This is a genomic window from Rhodanobacter sp. UC4452_H20, assembly GCF_052978205.1.
Genome location: NZ_CM129662.1, coordinates 411,349 through 429,078 on the forward strand (window position 1 = coordinate 411,349; position 17,730 = coordinate 429,078).

The following is a 17,730-nucleotide window of genomic DNA, read 5'->3' on the forward strand; positions in this document are numbered from 1 at the left end:
CGGAGCCAGCAATGTCGTGATTCTACTCGACCGATGGCAACATCAGTTGACGGCGGCCCGGCCGGACGCCATTTCGTGCGACTTGTCTTTACGGCAACAGGCGCGATTTGCGCTTGAGGAAACTGCCGGCAATCCACATCAACCGTATGGCGGAAACCGCCAACGCCGTGCCCAGGCCGAGAACCAGCATGATCTGGAACAGTTGCATCAAAAGTGCGGTTGACATGGCGGTCCTTGCTTGGTCGTGAGAGGCGAAAACTCGGTCTTGGCTTTGGCAACGGCAACACATTCTACTTGACGGGGCCGGTACCACGTGCGATCACGTTCTTCAGCCACCGGATGCGGATTCGCGCGTGCGCCGTTTCCGCAGCCAGGTTGGCCAGCCTCGACGGGTCACCGCGTTCAAGGCTTGCCCCCCAACTGTTTGGCACGATTTCCCATGGACGTGCCGGCAATGGATCGTTGGACACCGGCAAGTCCAACCTGCGTTCCGCGTCGCGGCTGGTCAACCGCGCGCAGCGCATCGGGTGTTCACCATGATGGCAGGAGTGGTGTTGCCTGGCAGGTATTCCGCTACCGGGCTTCCGAACGCCGAAAACCGAAAGCCAGCTCCTACATCATCTCCGCCGCAAAGTCCGCCAACCGCGACCTCTCTCCCCGCCGCAACGTGATGTGCGCCGAATGCTCCCAGCTCTTGAAGCGATCCACCGCATAGGTAAGCCCGGAGGTGGTTTCGGTGAGGTAGGGAGTATCGATCTGTTCGACGTTGCCGAGGCAGACGATCTTGGTGCCGGGGCCTGCGCGGGTGATCAGGGTCTTCATCTGCTTCGGGGTGAGGTTCTGGGCCTCGTCGATGATCAGGTAGCGTGACAGGAAGGTGCGCCCACGCATGAAGTTGAGCGAGCGGATCTTGATGCGCGAGGCAAGCAGGTCGTTGGTGGCCTGGCGGCCCCAGCTGCCGCCGTCCTCGGGGTTGGCGAGCACTTCGAGGTTGTCGGTGAGCGCGCCCATCCACGGCGTCATCTTTTCTTCCTCGGTGCCGGGCAGGAAGCCGATGTCCTCGCCGACGGAAACAGTGGCGCGGGTCATGATGATCTCGCGGTAGCGCTGCTGGTCCATCACCTGGGCCAGGCCGGCGGCCAGCGCCAGCAGGGTCTTGCCGGTGCCGGCGTTGCCGAGCAGGGTGACGAAGTCGATCTCCGGGTCCATCAGCGCGTTGAGCGCGAAGTTCTGCTCGCGGTTGCGCGCACCGATGCCCCAGACGTGATGGTTGGCGTGCGAGTGGTCGTCCAGAAGCATGAGCGTCGCGTGCTCGTCGTCCAGTTTCTGCACGCGCAGTTCGATCTCGTTCTCGCCGGGCAGGTAGAGGCACTCGTTGGGATGCCACGCCTCGTCCTCGCGGCGATCGAGCTGGTAATAGGTGCGGCCGTGATCGGTCCACGAGTGCACTTCCGGGTGCAGCTCCCAGAAGTTCGCCGGCAGTTCGGTCGAGCCGGTGTAGAGCAGGGAGAAATCGTCGAGCGCGCGGTCGTTCTCGTAATCCTCCGCAACCAGGCCGTTGATGCCGGCCTTGATGCGCAGGTTGATGTCCTTGGTGACCAGGATCACGTCGCGATCCTGATTCTGGTCGCGCAGCTCGATCACCGCGGCGAGGATCTGGTTGTCGGCCTTGGTGTGGCCGTTGCTGCTGATGCGATGCTGGAAATAGAGCCGACCGGCCGAGCCGCCGCGCTTGAGCTTGACGCCTTGCGGATTGGCCAGTTCCAGCCCTTCCGCCAGGTCGTGCTGCTTGCCGGCCTCGATCAGTTCGTTGAGGAAGCGACTGACCTGGCGGCCGTTGCGCGAGACTTCCGAAGCACCTTTCTTCTTCTCGTCCAGCTCCTCCAGGACGGTCATGGGGATGAAGACGTCGTGTTCCTCGAAGCGGAACAGCGAGGTCGGGTCATGCAGCAGGACGTTGGTGTCGAGAGCGTAGATGCGCTTGCTTCCGGTCATGCGGAAGTGTCCTCGCTGGTGGGTGGGCAAAGCGGATGGCGACAACTCATCAGGGCGAATGACTCAGGCGGCGGGGATCGCGTCAAGCACGGCCTGCGCGTGGCCGGGGACTTTCACCCCGCGCCATTCGGCGGCGAGCTTGCCGTCGGGGTCGATCAGGAAGGTGCTGCGCACGATGCCGAGGTGGCGCTTGCCGTAGAGCACCTTCTCGTGGATCACGTCGAAGGCCTGGCACCAGGTTTCGTCGGCGTCGGATATCAGCGGGAACGGCAGCTCCTGCTTCGCGGCAAAGTTGGCGTGTGATTTCGGTGAGTCGCGTGACACGCCGATGACCTGCGCGTGACGTTGGCGGAACTTCGAGTGCAAGTCGCGGAAGTCCCTGGCCTCGTTGGTGCAGCCGGGGGTCGAATCCTTCGGATAGAAGTACACGACCAGCCATTGGCCGCGGTAGTCGGAAAGCTTCAGCTCGGTGCCGTCGCCGGTGGTGCCTTTCAGTGCGGGAAGTTTCTTGCCGATGGCGGGCATGGGGCATCCTGCGCGGCCTGCGCGGCCGTGCTTGCGGTGGGATGGAAGGGAGACGTGGCGCGGATGACGACAGTGCGGCGGCGAGGCGACCGGGCAAGCCGGGGCCGGCTGGCGTGAATCGACTCGCGGTTCTGCAATGCTGACGTCCTCCGGCAGGGCCACGGCCACAGACTAGCGCGCCCGGGGTGGCGGATGACAGGTCTTGTCAGGGCAAGGCGTTCGCGCGATGCTCGGCGGACGGCAACACTTCAGAACTTCACCGGGTCCATGATCGCGTCGAGGTTCATGCCGTCGCACAGTTCCAGGAAATCGTCGCGCAAGGCGGCGATGTGGATGTCCGCCGGGATGCCGATGGTGAACTGGGCCTGGAACATCTCCGCGCCGGTCTGCATGGCGCGATAGCGGGTAGAGTTCAACTGCTCCACGCTGATTTCGTGCTGGGCGAAGAACTCCACGATGCGGGCGACGATGCCGGGGCGATCGGCGGCCACCACTTCCACCAGATAAGGCAGCTGCGCGCTGTTGCCGCGCTGGCCGGTGCGGTAGTGCACCAGGCGCAGGCTTTCGTCGCGGGCCAGCTTGGTCAGTGCGGTTTCCAGCTTGGCCAGCGCATCCCAGGCGCCGCTGGCGAGCAGCATCAGCGAGACCTCGGTGCCGATGGTGGAGACGCGCGATTCGGAAAGGTTGCAGCCGGCGTCGGCAATGCGGCGGGCCAGCGCCAGCAGCGGCGACTTGTCGGCCGGAGTGAGCGCCTGGATCAGCAACTGGCTGTCGCCAGTCGTGCGTCCGGCCGCGTGCGAGGCAGTGGAGGGAGATTTCAAGGAGGTCCACCTGTGGGCAGCATTCCGCCCGATGCGGAAGCATCAGGTTACTCCCATCGAGCTTACTTGCCCGTCTTGCGAAGCGGCAAGTAACATGCAGGGCTTGCCGTTGCAGCGGAATCGAGCACGTGGACATTCGTGGAAGCATCTGTGCGCTGGTCACGCCGTTCGCGGCCGACGACAGCCTCGACCTGGCGGCGTTCGGCCGCCTGATCGAACAGCAGATCGCCGGCGGCACCCAGGCGCTGGTGGTGGCCGGCTCGACCGGCGAGGCGCACATGCTGGAGGCGGGCGAGTTCGACCGCCTGCTGACGTTCGCGATCGAGCGCGTGGCAGGTCGCGTGCCGGTGATTGCCGGCACCGGCGAGGCCGGTACCGCGAAGACCATCGCTGCCACGCGTCGTGCGCAGGAGCTGGGCGCGGATGCGGCACTGGTGGTGGTGCCGTACTACGTGCGTCCCACGCAGGAGGGCTTGTGGCGACACTTCACCGCGGTCGCCGATGCTGGCGGCTTGCCGGTGCTGCTCTACAACGTGCCCGGTCGCACCGGTTGCGACCTGCTGCCGGAGACGGTGGCGCGCCTGAGCGAGCATCCGGCGATCATCGGCATCAAGGAAGCGCGGGGCGATGCGCCGCGGATCGCCGCGCTGGCGGAACTTGCGCGCGCGGATTTCGTCTATCTGTCCGGTGACGACGCCAGCGCCGGTGTGGCGATGCTTGCCGGTGCGGCCGGCACCGTCTCGGTGGTGGCCAACCTGGTGCCGCGGCCGTTCCGCGCCCTGTGCGACGCCGCCACGGCGGGCGACGAGGCGGCCACGGCACGGTGCCGGGATGCACTGGAACCCTTGCTGCACGCGCTGGACTGCGCGCCCAATCCGATCGCGGTCAAGGCCGGACTGCCGCCGCTGGGGCTGGGCTCGGCCCGGCCGCGGTTGCCGCTGGTGGAACTGCCCGACGGCCCGGATCGCGCCCGCTTGCACCAGGCGCTGTCCAGTCTGTCATCCTAGACACCTGTGCCCGCTGATCCGGGCCTGGCTCACTCACGGAATCCGATTCGATGAAGAAAACCTCGCTCCTCGTGGCCTTGCCGGCCGTCGCGCTCGCCGGCCTGCTGCTCTCCGGTTGCGGCATGTTCCGTTCGCACAGCGCCTGGCAGAAGGCCCGGCAGGAGGCGCCGCTGGAGATTCCGCCCAGCATGGATCGTCCCTCCACCAGCGACGCCCTGGTGATTCCGCCGCCGGGCGCGAACCAGCCGACGGCGGACGGCGCGACTGCCTCCGTGGCGGGCGTGCCGGGCCAGGCAGGGCAGATCTCCGACGGCTTCGTGCACGAGGGCACGGTCGACAGCGTGTACCAGCAGGTGGGCAAGGTGCTGGCCGACGGCAAGGCGGGCCAACTGGTCAGCCACGACGACGCCACGCACTCCTACGTGGTCAGCGTGGCGGCGGCCGCCACCGGCAAGAAGCGCGGTTTCTTCTCGCGACTGTTCGGCCGACACCGGGATGATTCTGCCAGCACCGCCGGTGGCGGCATGCACCAGGTACAGATCAACGTGGAGAGCCGCGGCGACGCCGGCAGCGAGATCCGCGCGCAGAGCGATTCGCTGGGCGCGGTGGCCAAGGTGATCGATCGGCTGAAGTCGAAGCTGGATTGATCGCAAGCGCGCCACGCATGCGAAAACGCCGCCCGGAGGGGCGGCGTTTTCGTTTCGACATCGTGACGGGAGGCCGGTTCAGCGCTCGAGAAGCGCCAGCTTGTCCGGCTTGCCTTCCCAGTCGCCGGCGTCGGCGGGAGCGTCCTTGCGCTCGGTGATCACCGGCCAGCTCTTGGCCAGCTCGGCGTTGAGCGCCACCAGCGGCTCCTGCCCCACCGGCACGTCGTCCTCCGGGTAGATCGCGTTGATCGGGCACTCCGGCTCGCACAGGGTGCAGTCGATGCACTCGTCCGGGTCGATCACCAGGAAGTTCGGGCCTTCGTGAAAGGCATCCACCGGGCACACCTCGACGCAATCGGTGTACTTGCACTTGATGCAGTTGTCGATGACGACGAAAGTCATGAAGTCAACTCGGCTGTAGGAAGGGGCAGATGGAACGCTCTTCTGAAAAACGACGCAGATCCACGGCAAAGTACACCGAAGGGCTCTCGCGGGGTTCGGCAGAGGGCTCTTTTGAAAAGTGCGGCCATGGATGGCCGCTTCTGATCCGGCCGAAGGCCCGGAACTCCCTGCTGTCCGGATGTTCCCGGACAACCGCGATCGGGGATGATCGCACAGGTGACAGACAGTGCGGCCATGGATGGCTGCTTTTGATCCCGCCGATAGCCGGTAACCTTGGGCTACCGCACTCCTTCCAGACCATGGCAATCATGGAAGATTGCACAACCAAATGGCGCTCCCTACGAGACTCGAACTCGTGTTCCCGCCTTGAGAGGGCGGTGTCCTGGGCCACTAGACGAAGGGAGCGTTGTGCGGCGAAGCGCGCTAGTATAGCGGAATTGCTTCGCGCGGCAACGCCCGGTCGACGCGCGTCGAAGCCTGCCGCGCAGGCGCGCAGATCGTCGTCCTGCCGCGGCTATTTGTTGATGCTCGGCATCGTGAACATGGCAAGCACGGGGCGCCTGCGTCCCGCAAGGATTCCAACCGCTTGAACCCCACACCAGGCACCGATCCCACCCCCGCGCTGCGGATCATCCCGCGCGACCAGCACATCATTTCGCGGGCGAACATCAGCAAGGCCGCGCTGCGCGTGCTGTACCGGCTGCACGACGCCGGTTATGCCGCCTACCTCGTCGGTGGCGCGGTGCGCGACCTGTTGCTGGGGTTTCGTCCGAAGGATTTCGACGTCGCCACCGACGCCACGCCGGAGGAGGTCAAGAAGCTGTTCCGCAACTGCCGCCTGATCGGGCGGCGGTTCCGCCTGGCGCACGTGGTGTTCGGCCCGGAGATCATCGAGGTGGCCACCTTCCGCGGCACCGGCGAGGAAGGCGAGGGCGACCGCCACATCGTTGACGGCCGCATCGTGCGCGACAACATCTGGGGCACCATCGAGGAGGACGCGCTGCGCCGCGATTTCCGCGTCAATGCCCTGTATTACGACATCGGCGATTTCTCCGTGCGCGACTACGTCGGCGGCATGCAGGACCTGCACGATCGCGTGCTGCGCCTGATCGGCGACCCCGAGGTGCGCTACCACGAAGATCCGGTGCGCATGCTGCGCGCCGCGCGGCTGGCGGCCAAGCTCGGCATGCACATCGACGCCGCCGCGGCGGCCCCTTTCGAATCGCTGGGACCGCTGCTTGCCGATGCCGCGCCGGCGCGGCTGTTCGACGAATCGCTGAAGATGTTCCTGTCCGGCAACGGCCTGAAGAGTTTCCGCATGCTGGAGCAGTGCGGCCTGCTGAAGTTCCTGTTCCCGGCCACCGCGCGCGCGCTCAAGCGTGGCGATGCGGCGTTGCGCTCGCTGGTGGAGCAGGGCCTGGCCAACACCGATGCGCGCATCGGCGAAGGCAAGTCGGTCACCCCCGCGTTCCTGTTCGCGGTGCTGCTGTGGGGCGAGGTGCGCGACGAGGCCCAACTCGGCATCGAGCGCGGCCTGGACAGCGCCGAGGCGTGGTCGCGCGCGGCTGCCAAGGTGGTTGGCGAACAGTGCCAGCGGGTGGCGATCCCGCGGCGCTTCACCTTCACCATGGAAGAGATCTGGTCGCTGCAGCCGCGTTTCGAGCAGGTGCAACGCAAGCGGGTGTTCCGCCTGATGGCACATCCGCGGTTCCGCGCGGCGTTCGATTTCCTGTTGTTGCGCGCCGACGAATCGCCGGCGATGCGTGAGCTGGGGCAGTGGTGGGCGCACGCCCAGCGCCTGCCGCAGGACGTGCTGGCCGCGGCCTTGCCGGTGCTCAGCGGCGCGGCTGCGGCAGAGGCTGCTCCCGCACCGGCGGTGCGCAAGCCGCCGCGCCCGCGCCGGCGCCGGCGCAAACGCAGCGACAACCCGGCCTCCGAATGACCCTGGCCTACGTGGCGCTGGGCAGCAACCTCGGTGAACCGCGCCAGCAGGTACTCGACGCGTTCAACGCGCTCGCCGAGCTGCCCGGCACCTGCTTGCTGCAGCGTTCGCCGCTTTACCGCACGCCGCCCTGGGGCGTGCTCGACCAACCATCCTTCATCAATGCCGTGGCCGAGCTGGAAACGACGCTGTCGCCCGAAGCGCTGCTGCAGCACCTGCTGGCGATCGAGCAGCGCGCCGGCCGCGTCCGCGCCGAACGCAACGGGCCACGCACGCTCGACCTGGATCTGCTGCATGTCGAGGGCGTGCGTCGCGACGATCCGGCATTGACCCTGCCACACCCGCGGTTGGCCGAGCGTGCCTTCGTGCTGTTGCCGCTGAACGATGTCGTACCGGATCTGCACCTGCCCGGCCAGGGGCGCGTGGCCGAGCTGCTGGCGCGGGTCGACCCGGCCGGTTGCGAGCGGCTGCTTGCGCCATAATCGGCAGTCACCCTCGCCGACCAGGAAACCCCCGTGTACGTGCAGAACGCCAATCTCCCCGACCGCAAGCCGGTGACCGTGCCGGGCCTGCGCGCGATGAAGGCGCAAGGCCAGCGCATCACCATGCTGACGGCCTACGACGCCAGCTTCGCCTGGCAACTGGAAGCGGCGGGCATCGACGTGGCGCTGGTCGGCGATTCGCTCGGCATGGTGGTGCAAGGACACGCCAGCACCTTGCCGGTGACACTCGACCAGATGGTCTACCACACCGCAGCCGTGGCGCGCGGATTGTCCGCCACCTTGCTGGTGGCCGACCTGCCGTTCATGGCCGATCGCGACGTCGCCCACGTGCTCGCGGCCGGTGCGCGGCTGGTCGGTGAAGCGGGTGCGGCGATGGTGAAGCTCGAAGGCGCCGCCGCGCACGTGCTGGAGGGCATCGCCGCGCTGACCGCGCGGGCCATGCCGGTATGCGCGCATCTGGGACTGACCCCGCAATCCGTGCACCGCTTCGGCGGTTTCCGCGTCCAGGGCCGGGAACAGGCCGCGGCGGATCAACTGGTGGCCGACGCGTTGGCGGTGCAGGCGGCGGGCGCGCAATTGCTGGTGATGGAGGGCGTGCCGGTCGAACTGGGCCGGCGCGTGACCGCGGCGGTGGAGATCCCGGTGATCGGCATCGGCGCCGGCCCGCATTGCGATGGCCAGGTGCTGGTGATCCACGACATGCTCGGCGTCACGCCCGGCAAGCGCCCCAAGTTCAGCAAGGATTTTCTCGCCGGCCGCGATTCTGTGGCAGCGGCGATCCGCGCCTATGCGGACGACGTGCGCAGCGGTGCCTTTCCGGCGCCGGAACATTGTTTCAACTGAGCTGACGAGTTTCCACCATGCAAACGGTTCAGGATGCGCCGGCGTTGCGCGCCGCGGTTCGCGGCTGGCGCAGCAAGGGCCAGACGGTCGGCTTCGTGCCGACCATGGGCAATCTGCACGCCGGCCACCAGTCGCTGGTGCGGCTGGCGCGGGCGCGTGCCGATCGGGTGGTGGCGAGCGTGTTCGTCAATCCGACCCAGTTCGGCCCCGGCGAGGATTTCGAGCGCTACCCGCGCACCCTGGTGCACGACCAGGCGGCGCTGGCCGATGAAGGTTGCGACCTGCTGTTTGCACCCGAGGTCGCCACGATCTATCCCTACGGCGCCGCGCTCAGCGTGAACCTGCGCGTGCCGCAGGTCACCGCCGTGCTGGAAGGGGCACACCGGCCCGGCCACTTCGACGGTGTGGCCACCGTGGTGTGCAAGCTGTTCAACCTGGTCAATCCGGACCTGGCCGTGTTCGGGCAGAAGGATTTCCAGCAGCTCAAGGTGATCGAGCGCATGGTGCGCGACCTGTCGCTGCCAGTGAAGGTGATCGCCGCGCCCATCGTGCGCGACGACGACGGGTTGGCGCTGAGTTCGCGCAACCAGTACCTTTCGGCGCAGGAGCGTGCGCGGGCGCCGCTGATACACGACACCTTGCTGAAAATGCGCGAATTGCTGGGCCAGGGCCACGCCTGGCGCGCCGTGGAGCAGGTGGCCGAAGCCCAGCTGACCCGCGCCGGCTTCGTGCCCGACTACGCGGCGATCCGCCGGGCCGGGGATCTCGCCGAGCCGGACGATGGCCAGCGTGACGGGCTGGTGGCGCTGATCGCCGCGCGGCTGGGCGGCACCCGGCTGATCGACAACTTGCTGTTGGACTGAGCCGCCCGCACATATCGTGGGCGGGCCGTTGATGTTGCAGCGCAGCGCCATCGGTTCGATAATCGCCGACTTTGCGGAGCACCGCGGGAACAACGTCATGCACCTGAACATGCTCAAGGCCAAGATCCACCGCGCCACGGTGACGCACGCCGAGCTGCACTACGAAGGCTCGATCGCGATCGACGGCTTGCTGCTGGATGCGTCGGGCATCCGCGAGTACGAGCAGATCCACGCGTGGAACGTCAACAACGGCAAGCGCTTCGTCACCTACGCGCTGCGCGCCGAGGAAGGCTCGGGGATCATCTCGGTGAACGGCAGTGCCGCGCATCGGGCCAAGCCCGGCGACATCGTCATCATTGCCGCCTTCGCCCAGCTGAACGAGGCGGAGCTGGAGAAATTCCAGCCCACCTGCGTGTACATCGCCGCCGGTGAAGGGAACCACATCAGCCACACCAACCGCTCGATCCCCAAGCAGATGGCCGCTGCCTGACGGTCGGGCCCGGGCTTGCCGGCGGCGCCGTCGCCGGCTTGACCGCGGGATTCAGCCGGCGCGCCGTTTGGCCGCTTGCTGCGCCAGCGCCCAGGCGACGTGTTCGCGCACCAGCGGCGAGGCATCGTCGGCGCGGCTGGCGAGGGCGGCGTCGACCGAGTCGCCGGGAGGCGCGTTGCCCAGCGCCACGGCGATATTGCGCAGCCAGCCTTCGTAGCCGGTGCGGCGGATCGCCATGCCTTCGGTACGTTTGAGAAACTCCTCCTCGCTCCAGCCGAACAGCTCGACCAGCTTCGCGCCGTCCAGGCTGTGCCGCGGCGCGAAATCCGCCTCGGTGGCGACCTGCGCGAACTTGTTCCAGGGGCATACCAGCTGGCAGTCGTCGCAACCGAAGATGCGGTTGCCCATCGGCGCGCGCAGCTCTTCGGGAATGCTGCCCTTGAGCTCGATCGTGAGATACGAAATGCAGCGTTTGGCGTCGAGCTGGTACGGCCCGGTGATTGCCTGGGTCGGGCACACCTCGATGCAGCGCGTGCAGGTGCCGCAGTGCGCGCTGGCCGGTTCATCCACCGGTAGCGGCAGGTCGGTGTACAGCTCGCCGAGGAAGAAGTACGAGCCGGCATGACGGTTGATCAGCACGGTGTGCTTGCCGATCCAGCCCAGCCCCGAGTTGCGCGCCAGCGCTTTTTCCATCACCGGCGCGGAATCGACATAGGCGCGATGGCCGAACTCGCCCACCGCGGCGCGGATGCGCTCGGCCAATTTCTGCAGGCGGTTGCGCATCAGCTTGTGATAGTCGCGGCCCAGCGCGTAACGCGAGACGTAGCCGGCTTCGCCGTCGCCGAGCACGTCCCAGGCGTTGGCGGTGCCGGGTGGGGCGTAATCCATGCGCACCGAGATGACGCGTTGCGTGCCCGGTTCCAGTTCAGCCGGGCGGGTGCGCTTGCTGCCGTGTCTGGCCATGTACTCCATCTCGCCGTGCCGGCCGGCATCGAGCCAGTGCTGCAGATGCCGCTCATCCTCGGCGAGGTCGACACCGCTGATGCCGGTCTCGGCAAACCCCAGTTCGCGCGCCCAGCGCTTGATGTCGCGGGCGAGCGCGGCGTAATCGGGTGAGGCGGAAGCGGACGACACGGACATCCGCATAGTCTAGTCGCACCCCTATAATTCGCCGCATGTCCGAACCTTCGCCCCGCGACCTGTACACCGTCGACGACATGCGGCGGATCGATCGCGCCGCGCTGGATGCACTGGGCATCTCCGGCAGCGAGTTGATGCGCCGTGCCGCCAGCGACGCCCTGCGCAGCCTGCACCGGCGCTGGCCGCAGGCGCGCAGGCTTCGCGTGCATTGCGGCCCGGGCAACAACGGCGGCGATGGCTTCCTGCTTGGCGTGCTGGCGCGCGAAGCGGGCCTGCAGGTCGACATGGTGGCGCTGGCCGACACGTCGCGCGGCGATGCCGCATCGGCGCGTGCCGCGTGGGTGGACGCCGGCGGTGCAGTGCATGCCGTCGACGCACTGCACGAATTGCCGGAGCCCGACGTGCAGGTGGATGCGCTGTACGGCATCGGCTTGAACCGCGCGCCCGAGCCGGCTGCCGCGGCGCTGATCGAACGCATCAACGGCAGCGGCATCCCCGTCCTGGCGCTCGACGTGCCGTCCGGGCTGGACGCCGACAGCGGGCAGTGCCCCGGTGCCGCGATCCGCGCGGATCTCACGGTCACTTTCATCGCCGACAAGCGCGGCCTGCACACCGGTCGCGCGGCCGACTGCACGGGCGTGCTGGAGCTGGCGACGCTGGGCGTGCCGGCCAGTGCGTTTGCGCAGGTGGCGCCGGACGCGCATCTGCTTGTTGCCGCGAGCCTGCCGCCGCGCCGTCGCTATGCCAACAAGGGCAATTATGGCCATGTGCTGGTGATCGGTGGCGGGCAGGGCATGGCCGGCGCCGTGCACCTGGCCGGCGCGGCGGCACTGCGCGCCGGTGCCGGCCTGGTCAGCGTCGCCACGCATGCCGAACACGTGGGCGCGCTCAACGCCGCGCGACCGGAATTGATGGCCCACGGCGTGGACGGCCCGCAGGCGCTGCGGCCGCTGCTGGAGCGTGCCGACACGCTGGCGCTCGGCCCGGGGCTCGGCCAGTCCGCGTGGTCGCATGCGCTGTGGCTGACCGCGCTGGATGCCCGCAAGCCGCTGGTGCTCGACGCCGACGGCCTCAACCTGCTGGCGAAGGAGCCTCGGCGATTCACCGCGCCGACCGTGCTGACACCGCATCCGGGCGAGGCGGCGCGATTGCTCGGCCGTTCCGTGGAGGCGGTCGAGCGTGACCGTTTCGCGGCCGCGCGCGAGCTGGCCGCGCGCTTCGATGCCGTCGTGGTGCTGAAGGGCGCCGGCAGCCTGGTGGCCGATCCGAATGGACGTCTGGACGTCTGTCCGTGGGGCAACCCCGGCATGGCATCCGGCGGCATGGGCGACCTGCTCACCGGCATCGTCGCGGCGATGCTCGCGCAAGGCTGCGACGCCTGGCAGGCGGCACGCCTCGGCGTCGGCCTGCATGCGCGGGCCGGCGACCTCGCCGCATGCGAGGGCGAGCGCGGCTTGCTGGCCAGTGACCTGCTGCTGCCGCTGCGGCGGCTCGGCAATGCCGTTCCCTGTGAAACCGACGAATGAACGGGACCATGTCCAACGAGCTTTCCCGCAGCTTGCCGGACGAGGCCGCGACCGCCGCACTGGCGCAACGCGTGGTCGGCCTGCTGGATCACGGCCTGGTGGTCTACCTGCATGGCCCGCTCGGCGCCGGCAAGACCAGTTTCGCCCGGGCCCTGCTGCTGGCGCTGGGCGTGGGCGAGCGGGTCAAGAGCCCGACCTACAGCCTGGTCGAGGGCTATGCGACCGCGCAGCGACCGGCCTGGCATCTCGACCTGTACCGCATTGCCGACCCCGCCGAGCTGGAGTGGCTGGGCCTGGACACGCTGGCCGACCCGGCTGCGCTGGTGCTGGTGGAGTGGCCCGAACGCGGTGCCGGCGCCTTGCCGGCGGCGGATCTCCACGTTCATCTCGATTACGCCGGGACCGGTCGCCAGGCCGTCCTGCGTGCCGATACCGTGCGTGGCGACGAGTTGCTCTCGCGCCTGTCCTGACACTCCAAGTGACTATTTCTGCTTGGGTTTTCTCCGGTCGCCGAATCGGGCAGGGAGCTGTTCGAAATGTGGCACTTGCGGCCGATAACTTGATATCCCCTGATGAATGCACTGCAGGTGGCGGATATTAAAAGGAAAACCCGCTTGCATTCAGATGGCGACTGCGTTTCAATGCGGCCCATGCGGGGTTATCTGAACAAGCTGGCCGGTTGGGGCGTCGCGGTGATGCTGGCGGCGTTTTTGCCGTGCGCGGCGCAAGCCGCCCAGGTCAAGGACGCCCGCGTCTGGGCAGGTCCGCAGTACACCCGCGTGGTGCTCGATGCGGACGGTCCGCTGCACTACACGATCGCGCAGAAGGACGGCCGGATCGTGGTGGACCTGCGCGACAGTCAGGCTGCGGGCGGCTTCTCCGCGCCGGCGGCACAAGGCTTGTTTCGTGGCATCAGCCATGCGCGTCGCGGCGACGACCTGCAACTGATCGCCACGGTCGATCCCGCCAGCACGCTCAAGAGTTTCGTGCTCAAGCCCACCGCCGGCGAAAATTACCGGCTGGTGCTGGATCTGTACCCGGGCAGCGCGCCGAGCGCCAAGCCGCCGGTCGCCGAGGCGCCCGCTGCCAGCGCGCCGGTCCCGACCGTCAACTACAGCAACCCCACGCGCAGCCGCCGGGTCGCCGCCGAGCAGGCTGCGGCGATGCTCAACGGACAGCGCGCCGTGGTGGTGGCGATCGACGCCGGCCATGGCGGCAAGGACCAGGGCGCCCACGGTCCGGCCGGCACGCTGGAGAAGAACGTCACCCTGGCGGTGGCGCGCGACCTCGCTGCCGAGATCAACCGGCAGCCCGGCATGAAGGCGGTGCTGACTCGCGATGGTGATACCTTCATCCCGCTCAAGCGCCGCTACGAAATCGCCCGCGAGCACAACGCCGACCTGTTCGTGTCGATCCATGCCGACTCCTTCACCAGCGACGACGCCCGCGGCTCGTCGGTGTGGGTGCTGTCGCCGCGCGGCAAGACCAGCATGGCTGCGCGCTGGCTCGCCGACGGGCAGAACCGCGCCGACCTGATCGGCGGCATCAGCCTGGACGACAAGGACGACGGCCTCGCCAAGGTGTTGCTGGACCTGCAGCAGGGCTGGGCGATCCAGGCCAGCGACGAGGTGGCCGGCAATGTGTTGCGCGCGCTGGCCAAGCTCGGCCCGACCCATCGTGGCCATGTCGAGCGCGCCAACTTCGTGGTGCTGCGTTCGCCCGACGTGCCTTCGATCCTGGTGGAGACGGCCTTCATCAGCAACCCGGCCGAAGAGCGCAAGCTGCGCGACCCGTCGCACCAGAAGCTGCTGGCCAACGCGGTGATGTCCGGCGTCAGGAACTATTTCGAATCGACGCCGCCGCCGGGCACCTGGTTCGCCGCGCAGGCGGCCAGGCGCCGCGGTGTGCGCGTGGCAACCGTCGACACGTCCGCCGGCAGCGCCGTCAAGGCGACGGGTGGCGCCGCGGATACGCACAAGGTCGCACGCGGCGAAAGCCTCAGCGGCATCGCGCAGCAATACGGAATCAGCGTGGGCGCGCTCAAGACCGCCAACCAGATCCGCAGCAACATCGTGCAGGCCGGCGCGGTGCTGACGATCCCGTCCGGCTGATCCGTCTTCCGACGGCAGGCTGCTAAAGTCCGCGGATGGCCAACATCCGTGCGCTTCCTCCCGAACTCATCAATCAGATCGCCGCCGGCGAGGTCATCGAGCGGCCGTCCTCGGTGGTCAAGGAACTGGTCGAGAACAGCCTCGACGCCGGCGCCACGCGCATCGAGGTGGACATCGAGGCTGGCGGTGCGCGGTTGATCCGCGTTCGCGACGACGGCGGCGGCATCGCGCTGGACGACCTGCCGCTGGCGGTGGCCTCGCATGCCACCAGCAAGATCGGCAGCTTCGACGATCTCGAACACGTCGCCAGCATGGGTTTTCGCGGCGAGGCGCTGGCCTCGGTGTCGTCGGTGTCGCGCTTCGCGCTGGTCTCGCGCACCGCCGGCCAGGAGGCCGCCTTCCGTATCGAGGTCGATGGCGGCCGGTTGCAGGCCGCACGCCCGGCGCAGCACCCACCGGGCACCAGCGTGGAGGTGCGCGACCTGTTCTACAACGTGCCGGCGCGCAAGAAATTCATGCGCGCCGAGCGCACCGAATTCGCGCACATCGACGATCTGCTGAAGTCGCTGTCGCTGGCGCGCAGTTCGGTGGAGTTTCGACTCAGCCACAACGGCAAGCCGGTGCGCGTGTGGAAGGCGGCGCGCGACGAACAGGCCGCGCTGCAGCGCGTGGCCGAAGTGCTCGGCGCGGAATTCCCGCAACGCAGCCTGCGCGTCGAGCACGCCGCCGCCGGCTTGCAGTTGTCCGGCTGGGTCGGCTTGCCGACCGCGTCGCGGGCGCAGGCCGATGCGCAGTATTTCTACGTCAACGGGCGCCTGGTGCGTGATCGCATCGTCGCCCACGCCGTGCGCCAGGCGTATGCCGACGTGCTGTTCCACGGTCGCCACGCCGCCTTCGTGCTGTACCTCGAACTCGACCCGGCCGGGGTCGACGTGAACGTGCACCCGGCCAAGCACGAGGTGCGTTTCCGCGAGCAGCGGCTGGTGCACGATTTCCTGTTCCGCACCCTGCACGAGGCACTGGCGCAGACGCGCGCGGGGCAGGTGGCGTCGCCCGCGCACGAGGCCGAGGGCGGCCTGCGCATGGCCGCAGCCGCACCGATGCCGATGCCGGCGGCATGGCCGGCCAGCGCGAGCCAGAGCCGGCTGTCGCTGGGCGTGCGCGACGAGCCGCTGGCCGATTACGCCGCGCTGCTTGGCACCGCCGCCAACGCGGTGCCGATGCCCGAGCCCGAACCCGGCGAGGCGCCGCCGCTGGGTTTCGCGATTGCCCAGCTGAAGAACATCTACATCCTCGCCGAGAACGCTGCCGGGCTGGTGCTGGTGGACATGCATGCGGCGCACGAGCGGATCACTTACGAGAAGCTCAAGGCCGGTCGCGTGTGCAGCAACCTGCGTTCGCAGTTGCTGCTGGTGCCGCTCGGCATCGCGGTGAGCGCAAGGGAGGCCGCCGCCGCCGAGGAACATGCCGACGCGCTGGCCGAGTGGGGCCTGGAGCTTTCGCGCAGCGGCCCGTCGGGCGTCGTGGTGCGGCGCATCCCCGCGCTGCTCGACGGGGCCGACGTGGCGCAACTGGCCCGCGACGTGCTGGCCGAACTGGCCCAGCACGGCAGCTCGCGCCGCCTGCAGGAGCTGGAGAACGAACTGCTTTCCACCATGGCCTGCCACGGCTCGGTGCGCGCGGGGCGCCGCCTGACCCTGCCGGAAATGAACGCGCTGCTGCGCGAGATGGAAGAGACCGAGCGCTCCGGCCAGTGCAATCACGGGCGGCCAACGTGGGCGCAGTTGTCTTTGGGCGAGTTGGACAAGTTGTTCATGCGGGGGCGGTGAGAGCCGGGGTTGGGGATTCGCGGGAGCAAGGGCGCTGCGCGTCACGCCGGGGCTCGGGGCCGTTTCGGACGGCGGCTTGCCGACGGCGCGCGCTGCTGCGCATACTCGATGCTTTCACCGATGCGGGATCGTCCCCATGTTGCGTACCGCCGCCTTCGTCCTTGCCATGCTTTCCGGAGTTGCCACCGTGTCTGCCGCCGATGTCCCGTCACCCAGCGCCACCTACACGCAGCAGATCGAGCAATGGCGCGCCGCCCGCGTGGCGCGGCTCACCGCGCCGACGGGATGGCTCAGCCTGATCGGGCTGGAATGGTTGAACGAGGGCGCCAACCGCGTGGGCTGCGCCGCCGACAACGACATCGTGCTGAAGGCCGGTCCCGCGCACCTGGGTACGGTGACGCTGGCGCCGGATGGCGGCTTGCACCTGGCGCTCGACCCGGCCAGCGGCGCCACCGTCGACGGCAAGGCCGTGACCGAAGCCGCGCTGGTCGACGACATGCACGCCGCCGCCGATGCCGATCCCACCACCGTGCGTTTCGGCAAGGCCAGCTTCTACGTGATCGAGCGCGATGGCCGCAAGGCATTGCGGGTGAAGGACGAGGACGCCGAGTCGCGCCGGCATTTTCTCGGCATCGACTATTTCCCGATCGACGACGCCTGGCGCATCGAGGCCGACTGGGTCCCGTTCACGCCACCGCACGACCTGGCGATGGGCTCGGTGATCGGCACCATCGACACGGTCAAGGTGCCCGGCAAGGCGGTGTTCCAGCGCGACGGCCACACCTTCGAGCTGTTGCCGTACCAGGAGGAACCGGGCGGCGAGCTGTTCTTCGTGCTGGCCGATCGCACCTCCGGCAAGGAAACCTACGGCGCCGCGCGTTTCCTCTACGCCGCGCTGCCTGCCGGCGGTCTCGACCATCCGGGCAAGGTGGTGCTGGATTTCAACAAGGCCTACAACCCGCCCTGCGCGTTCACCTCGTTCGCGACTTGTCCGCTGGCGCCACCGGAGAACCGGCTGGACGTCGCCATCACCGCCGGCGAAAAGAAATACCGCGGCGGGCACTGACCCGTAACTTTGTCGGGGGG

General features: G+C 68.2%; 18 protein-coding genes and 1 tRNA gene. 12 read left to right on the forward strand and 7 right to left on the reverse strand.

Annotated features, from left to right (window positions below; all coding sequences use genetic code 11):
• Positions 1 to 88: 88 nt before the first annotated feature.
• From ACVCMC_RS01840 to ACVCMC_RS01855, 4 genes are all read right to left on the reverse strand, one after another.
• Positions 89 to 226, reverse strand: a complete 138-nt coding sequence (locus tag ACVCMC_RS01840; protein WP_395119565.1) for a hypothetical protein — start codon at positions 224 to 226, stop codon at positions 89 to 91.
• Between the two features lie 386 nt (positions 227 to 612).
• On the reverse strand, positions 613 to 1,995 hold the full coding sequence (locus tag ACVCMC_RS01845) for a PhoH family protein (RefSeq protein WP_395119564.1): 1,383 nt from the start codon (positions 1,993 to 1,995) through the stop codon (positions 613 to 615).
• Between the two features lie 63 nt (positions 1,996 to 2,058).
• The gene (locus ACVCMC_RS01850; RefSeq protein ID WP_447098470.1) at positions 2,059 to 2,520 is read right to left on the reverse strand and encodes a peroxiredoxin; all 462 of its coding nucleotides are present in this window, start codon (positions 2,518 to 2,520) and stop codon (positions 2,059 to 2,061) included.
• A 248-nt stretch (positions 2,521 to 2,768) separates the two neighbouring features.
• On the reverse strand, positions 2,769 to 3,284 hold the full coding sequence (locus ACVCMC_RS01855) for a glycine cleavage system protein R (RefSeq protein WP_136258190.1): 516 nt from the start codon (positions 3,282 to 3,284) through the stop codon (positions 2,769 to 2,771).
• A 185-nt stretch (positions 3,285 to 3,469) separates the two neighbouring features.
• Between ACVCMC_RS01855 and dapA the strand changes: the two genes are divergently transcribed.
• Positions 3,470 to 4,348 carry a 4-hydroxy-tetrahydrodipicolinate synthase gene (gene dapA / locus ACVCMC_RS01860; protein WP_447098471.1) on the forward strand — a complete coding sequence of 293 codons (879 nt, stop codon included), beginning with the start codon at positions 3,470 to 3,472 and terminating at the stop codon, positions 4,346 to 4,348.
• 50 nt (positions 4,349 to 4,398) lie between these two features.
• Positions 4,399 to 4,995: a hypothetical protein gene (locus ACVCMC_RS01865; RefSeq protein WP_447098472.1), complete on the forward strand. Its 597-nt coding sequence runs from the start codon at positions 4,399 to 4,401 to the stop codon at positions 4,993 to 4,995.
• 78 nt (positions 4,996 to 5,073) lie between these two features.
• Here ACVCMC_RS01865 and fdxA read toward each other — a convergent pair whose 3' ends face one another.
• Entirely contained in the window at positions 5,074 to 5,397 is a 324-nt protein-coding gene (fdxA, locus tag ACVCMC_RS01870; protein WP_395119560.1) for a ferredoxin FdxA, read from the reverse strand.
• Between the two features lie 329 nt (positions 5,398 to 5,726).
• Positions 5,727 to 5,802: transfer RNA gene (locus ACVCMC_RS01875), tRNA-Glu, on the reverse strand.
• A 181-nt stretch (positions 5,803 to 5,983) separates the two neighbouring features.
• Between ACVCMC_RS01875 and pcnB the strand changes: the two genes are divergently transcribed.
• The 5 genes from pcnB to panD all read left to right on the forward strand — a co-directional run bounded on the left by pcnB (position 5,984) and on the right by panD (position 10,038).
• Entirely contained in the window at positions 5,984 to 7,339 is a 1,356-nt protein-coding gene (gene pcnB / locus ACVCMC_RS01880; protein ID WP_447098473.1) for a polynucleotide adenylyltransferase PcnB, read from the forward strand.
• Positions 7,336 to 7,821, forward strand: a complete 486-nt coding sequence (gene folK / locus ACVCMC_RS01885) for a 2-amino-4-hydroxy-6-hydroxymethyldihydropteridine diphosphokinase (RefSeq protein ID WP_395119558.1) — start codon at positions 7,336 to 7,338, stop codon at positions 7,819 to 7,821. Before pcnB ends, folK begins: the two co-directional genes overlap by 4 nt.
• Positions 7,822 to 7,854: 33 nt before the next feature.
• On the forward strand, positions 7,855 to 8,685 hold the full coding sequence (gene panB / locus ACVCMC_RS01890) for a 3-methyl-2-oxobutanoate hydroxymethyltransferase (RefSeq protein ID WP_395119557.1): 831 nt from the start codon (positions 7,855 to 7,857) through the stop codon (positions 8,683 to 8,685).
• Between the two features lie 17 nt (positions 8,686 to 8,702).
• Positions 8,703 to 9,548, forward strand: a complete 846-nt coding sequence (gene panC / locus ACVCMC_RS01895) for a pantoate--beta-alanine ligase (RefSeq protein ID WP_447098474.1) — start codon at positions 8,703 to 8,705, stop codon at positions 9,546 to 9,548.
• A gap of 97 nt (positions 9,549 to 9,645) precedes the next feature.
• Positions 9,646 to 10,038, forward strand: a complete 393-nt coding sequence (panD, locus tag ACVCMC_RS01900; RefSeq protein WP_136258177.1) for an aspartate 1-decarboxylase — start codon at positions 9,646 to 9,648, stop codon at positions 10,036 to 10,038.
• A 51-nt stretch (positions 10,039 to 10,089) separates the two neighbouring features.
• On the opposite strand, the gene queG is transcribed toward panD, so the two are convergent.
• Positions 10,090 to 11,172, reverse strand: coding sequence for a tRNA epoxyqueuosine(34) reductase QueG (gene queG / locus ACVCMC_RS01905; RefSeq protein WP_447098475.1), 1,083 nt, complete (start codon positions 11,170 to 11,172; stop codon positions 10,090 to 10,092).
• A 41-nt stretch (positions 11,173 to 11,213) separates the two neighbouring features.
• On the opposite strand from queG, the gene ACVCMC_RS01910 reads away from it, so the two are divergent.
• The 5 genes from ACVCMC_RS01910 (at position 11,214) to ACVCMC_RS01930 (ending at position 17,710) form a co-directional block, all read left to right on the forward strand.
• The gene (locus ACVCMC_RS01910; protein WP_447098476.1) at positions 11,214 to 12,704 is read left to right on the forward strand and encodes an NAD(P)H-hydrate dehydratase; all 1,491 of its coding nucleotides are present in this window, start codon (positions 11,214 to 11,216) and stop codon (positions 12,702 to 12,704) included.
• 8 nt (positions 12,705 to 12,712) lie between these two features.
• Entirely contained in the window at positions 12,713 to 13,174 is a 462-nt protein-coding gene (tsaE, locus tag ACVCMC_RS01915) for a tRNA (adenosine(37)-N6)-threonylcarbamoyltransferase complex ATPase subunit type 1 TsaE (protein ID WP_447098477.1), read from the forward strand.
• A 180-nt stretch (positions 13,175 to 13,354) separates the two neighbouring features.
• A complete protein-coding gene (locus ACVCMC_RS01920; protein WP_447098478.1) occupies positions 13,355 to 14,815 on the forward strand; it encodes an N-acetylmuramoyl-L-alanine amidase in 1,461 nt (486 codons plus the stop codon).
• Between the two features lie 35 nt (positions 14,816 to 14,850).
• Complete coding sequence (gene mutL, locus ACVCMC_RS01925) at positions 14,851 to 16,644, forward strand: DNA mismatch repair endonuclease MutL (protein ID WP_447098479.1); 1,794 nt, start codon at positions 14,851 to 14,853, stop codon at positions 16,642 to 16,644.
• 136 nt (positions 16,645 to 16,780) lie between these two features.
• A complete protein-coding gene (locus tag ACVCMC_RS01930; RefSeq protein ID WP_447098480.1) occupies positions 16,781 to 17,710 on the forward strand; it encodes a DUF1684 domain-containing protein in 930 nt (309 codons plus the stop codon).
• Positions 17,711 to 17,730: the final 20 nt, after the last annotated feature.

What these genes read in the sequence shown, in the direction of transcription:
- ACVCMC_RS01920 (WP_447098478.1), top strand. Translation starts at nt 13,355, where the DNA reads ATGCGGGGTTATCTGAACAAGCTGGCCGGTTGGGGCGTCGCGGTGATG.
- ACVCMC_RS01845 (WP_395119564.1), bottom strand. Translation starts at nt 1,995, where the DNA reads ATGACCGGAAGCAAGCGCATCTACGCTCTCGACACCAACGTCCTGCTG.
- panD (WP_136258177.1), top strand. Translation starts at nt 9,646, where the DNA reads ATGCACCTGAACATGCTCAAGGCCAAGATCCACCGCGCCACGGTGACG.
- ACVCMC_RS01910 (WP_447098476.1), top strand. Translation starts at nt 11,214, where the DNA reads ATGTCCGAACCTTCGCCCCGCGACCTGTACACCGTCGACGACATGCGG.
- folK (WP_395119558.1), top strand. Translation starts at nt 7,336, where the DNA reads ATGACCCTGGCCTACGTGGCGCTGGGCAGCAACCTCGGTGAACCGCGC.
- ACVCMC_RS01865 (WP_447098472.1), top strand. Translation starts at nt 4,399, where the DNA reads ATGAAGAAAACCTCGCTCCTCGTGGCCTTGCCGGCCGTCGCGCTCGCC.
- ACVCMC_RS01930 (WP_447098480.1), top strand. Translation starts at nt 16,781, where the DNA reads ATGTTGCGTACCGCCGCCTTCGTCCTTGCCATGCTTTCCGGAGTTGCC.
- panC (WP_447098474.1), top strand. Translation starts at nt 8,703, where the DNA reads ATGCAAACGGTTCAGGATGCGCCGGCGTTGCGCGCCGCGGTTCGCGGC.
- mutL (WP_447098479.1), top strand. Translation starts at nt 14,851, where the DNA reads ATGGCCAACATCCGTGCGCTTCCTCCCGAACTCATCAATCAGATCGCC.
- ACVCMC_RS01850 (WP_447098470.1), bottom strand. Translation starts at nt 2,520, where the DNA reads ATGCCCGCCATCGGCAAGAAACTTCCCGCACTGAAAGGCACCACCGGC.
- fdxA (WP_395119560.1), bottom strand. Translation starts at nt 5,397, where the DNA reads ATGACTTTCGTCGTCATCGACAACTGCATCAAGTGCAAGTACACCGAT.
- ACVCMC_RS01840 (WP_395119565.1), bottom strand. Translation starts at nt 226, where the DNA reads ATGTCAACCGCACTTTTGATGCAACTGTTCCAGATCATGCTGGTTCTC.
- tsaE (WP_447098477.1), top strand. Translation starts at nt 12,713, where the DNA reads ATGTCCAACGAGCTTTCCCGCAGCTTGCCGGACGAGGCCGCGACCGCC.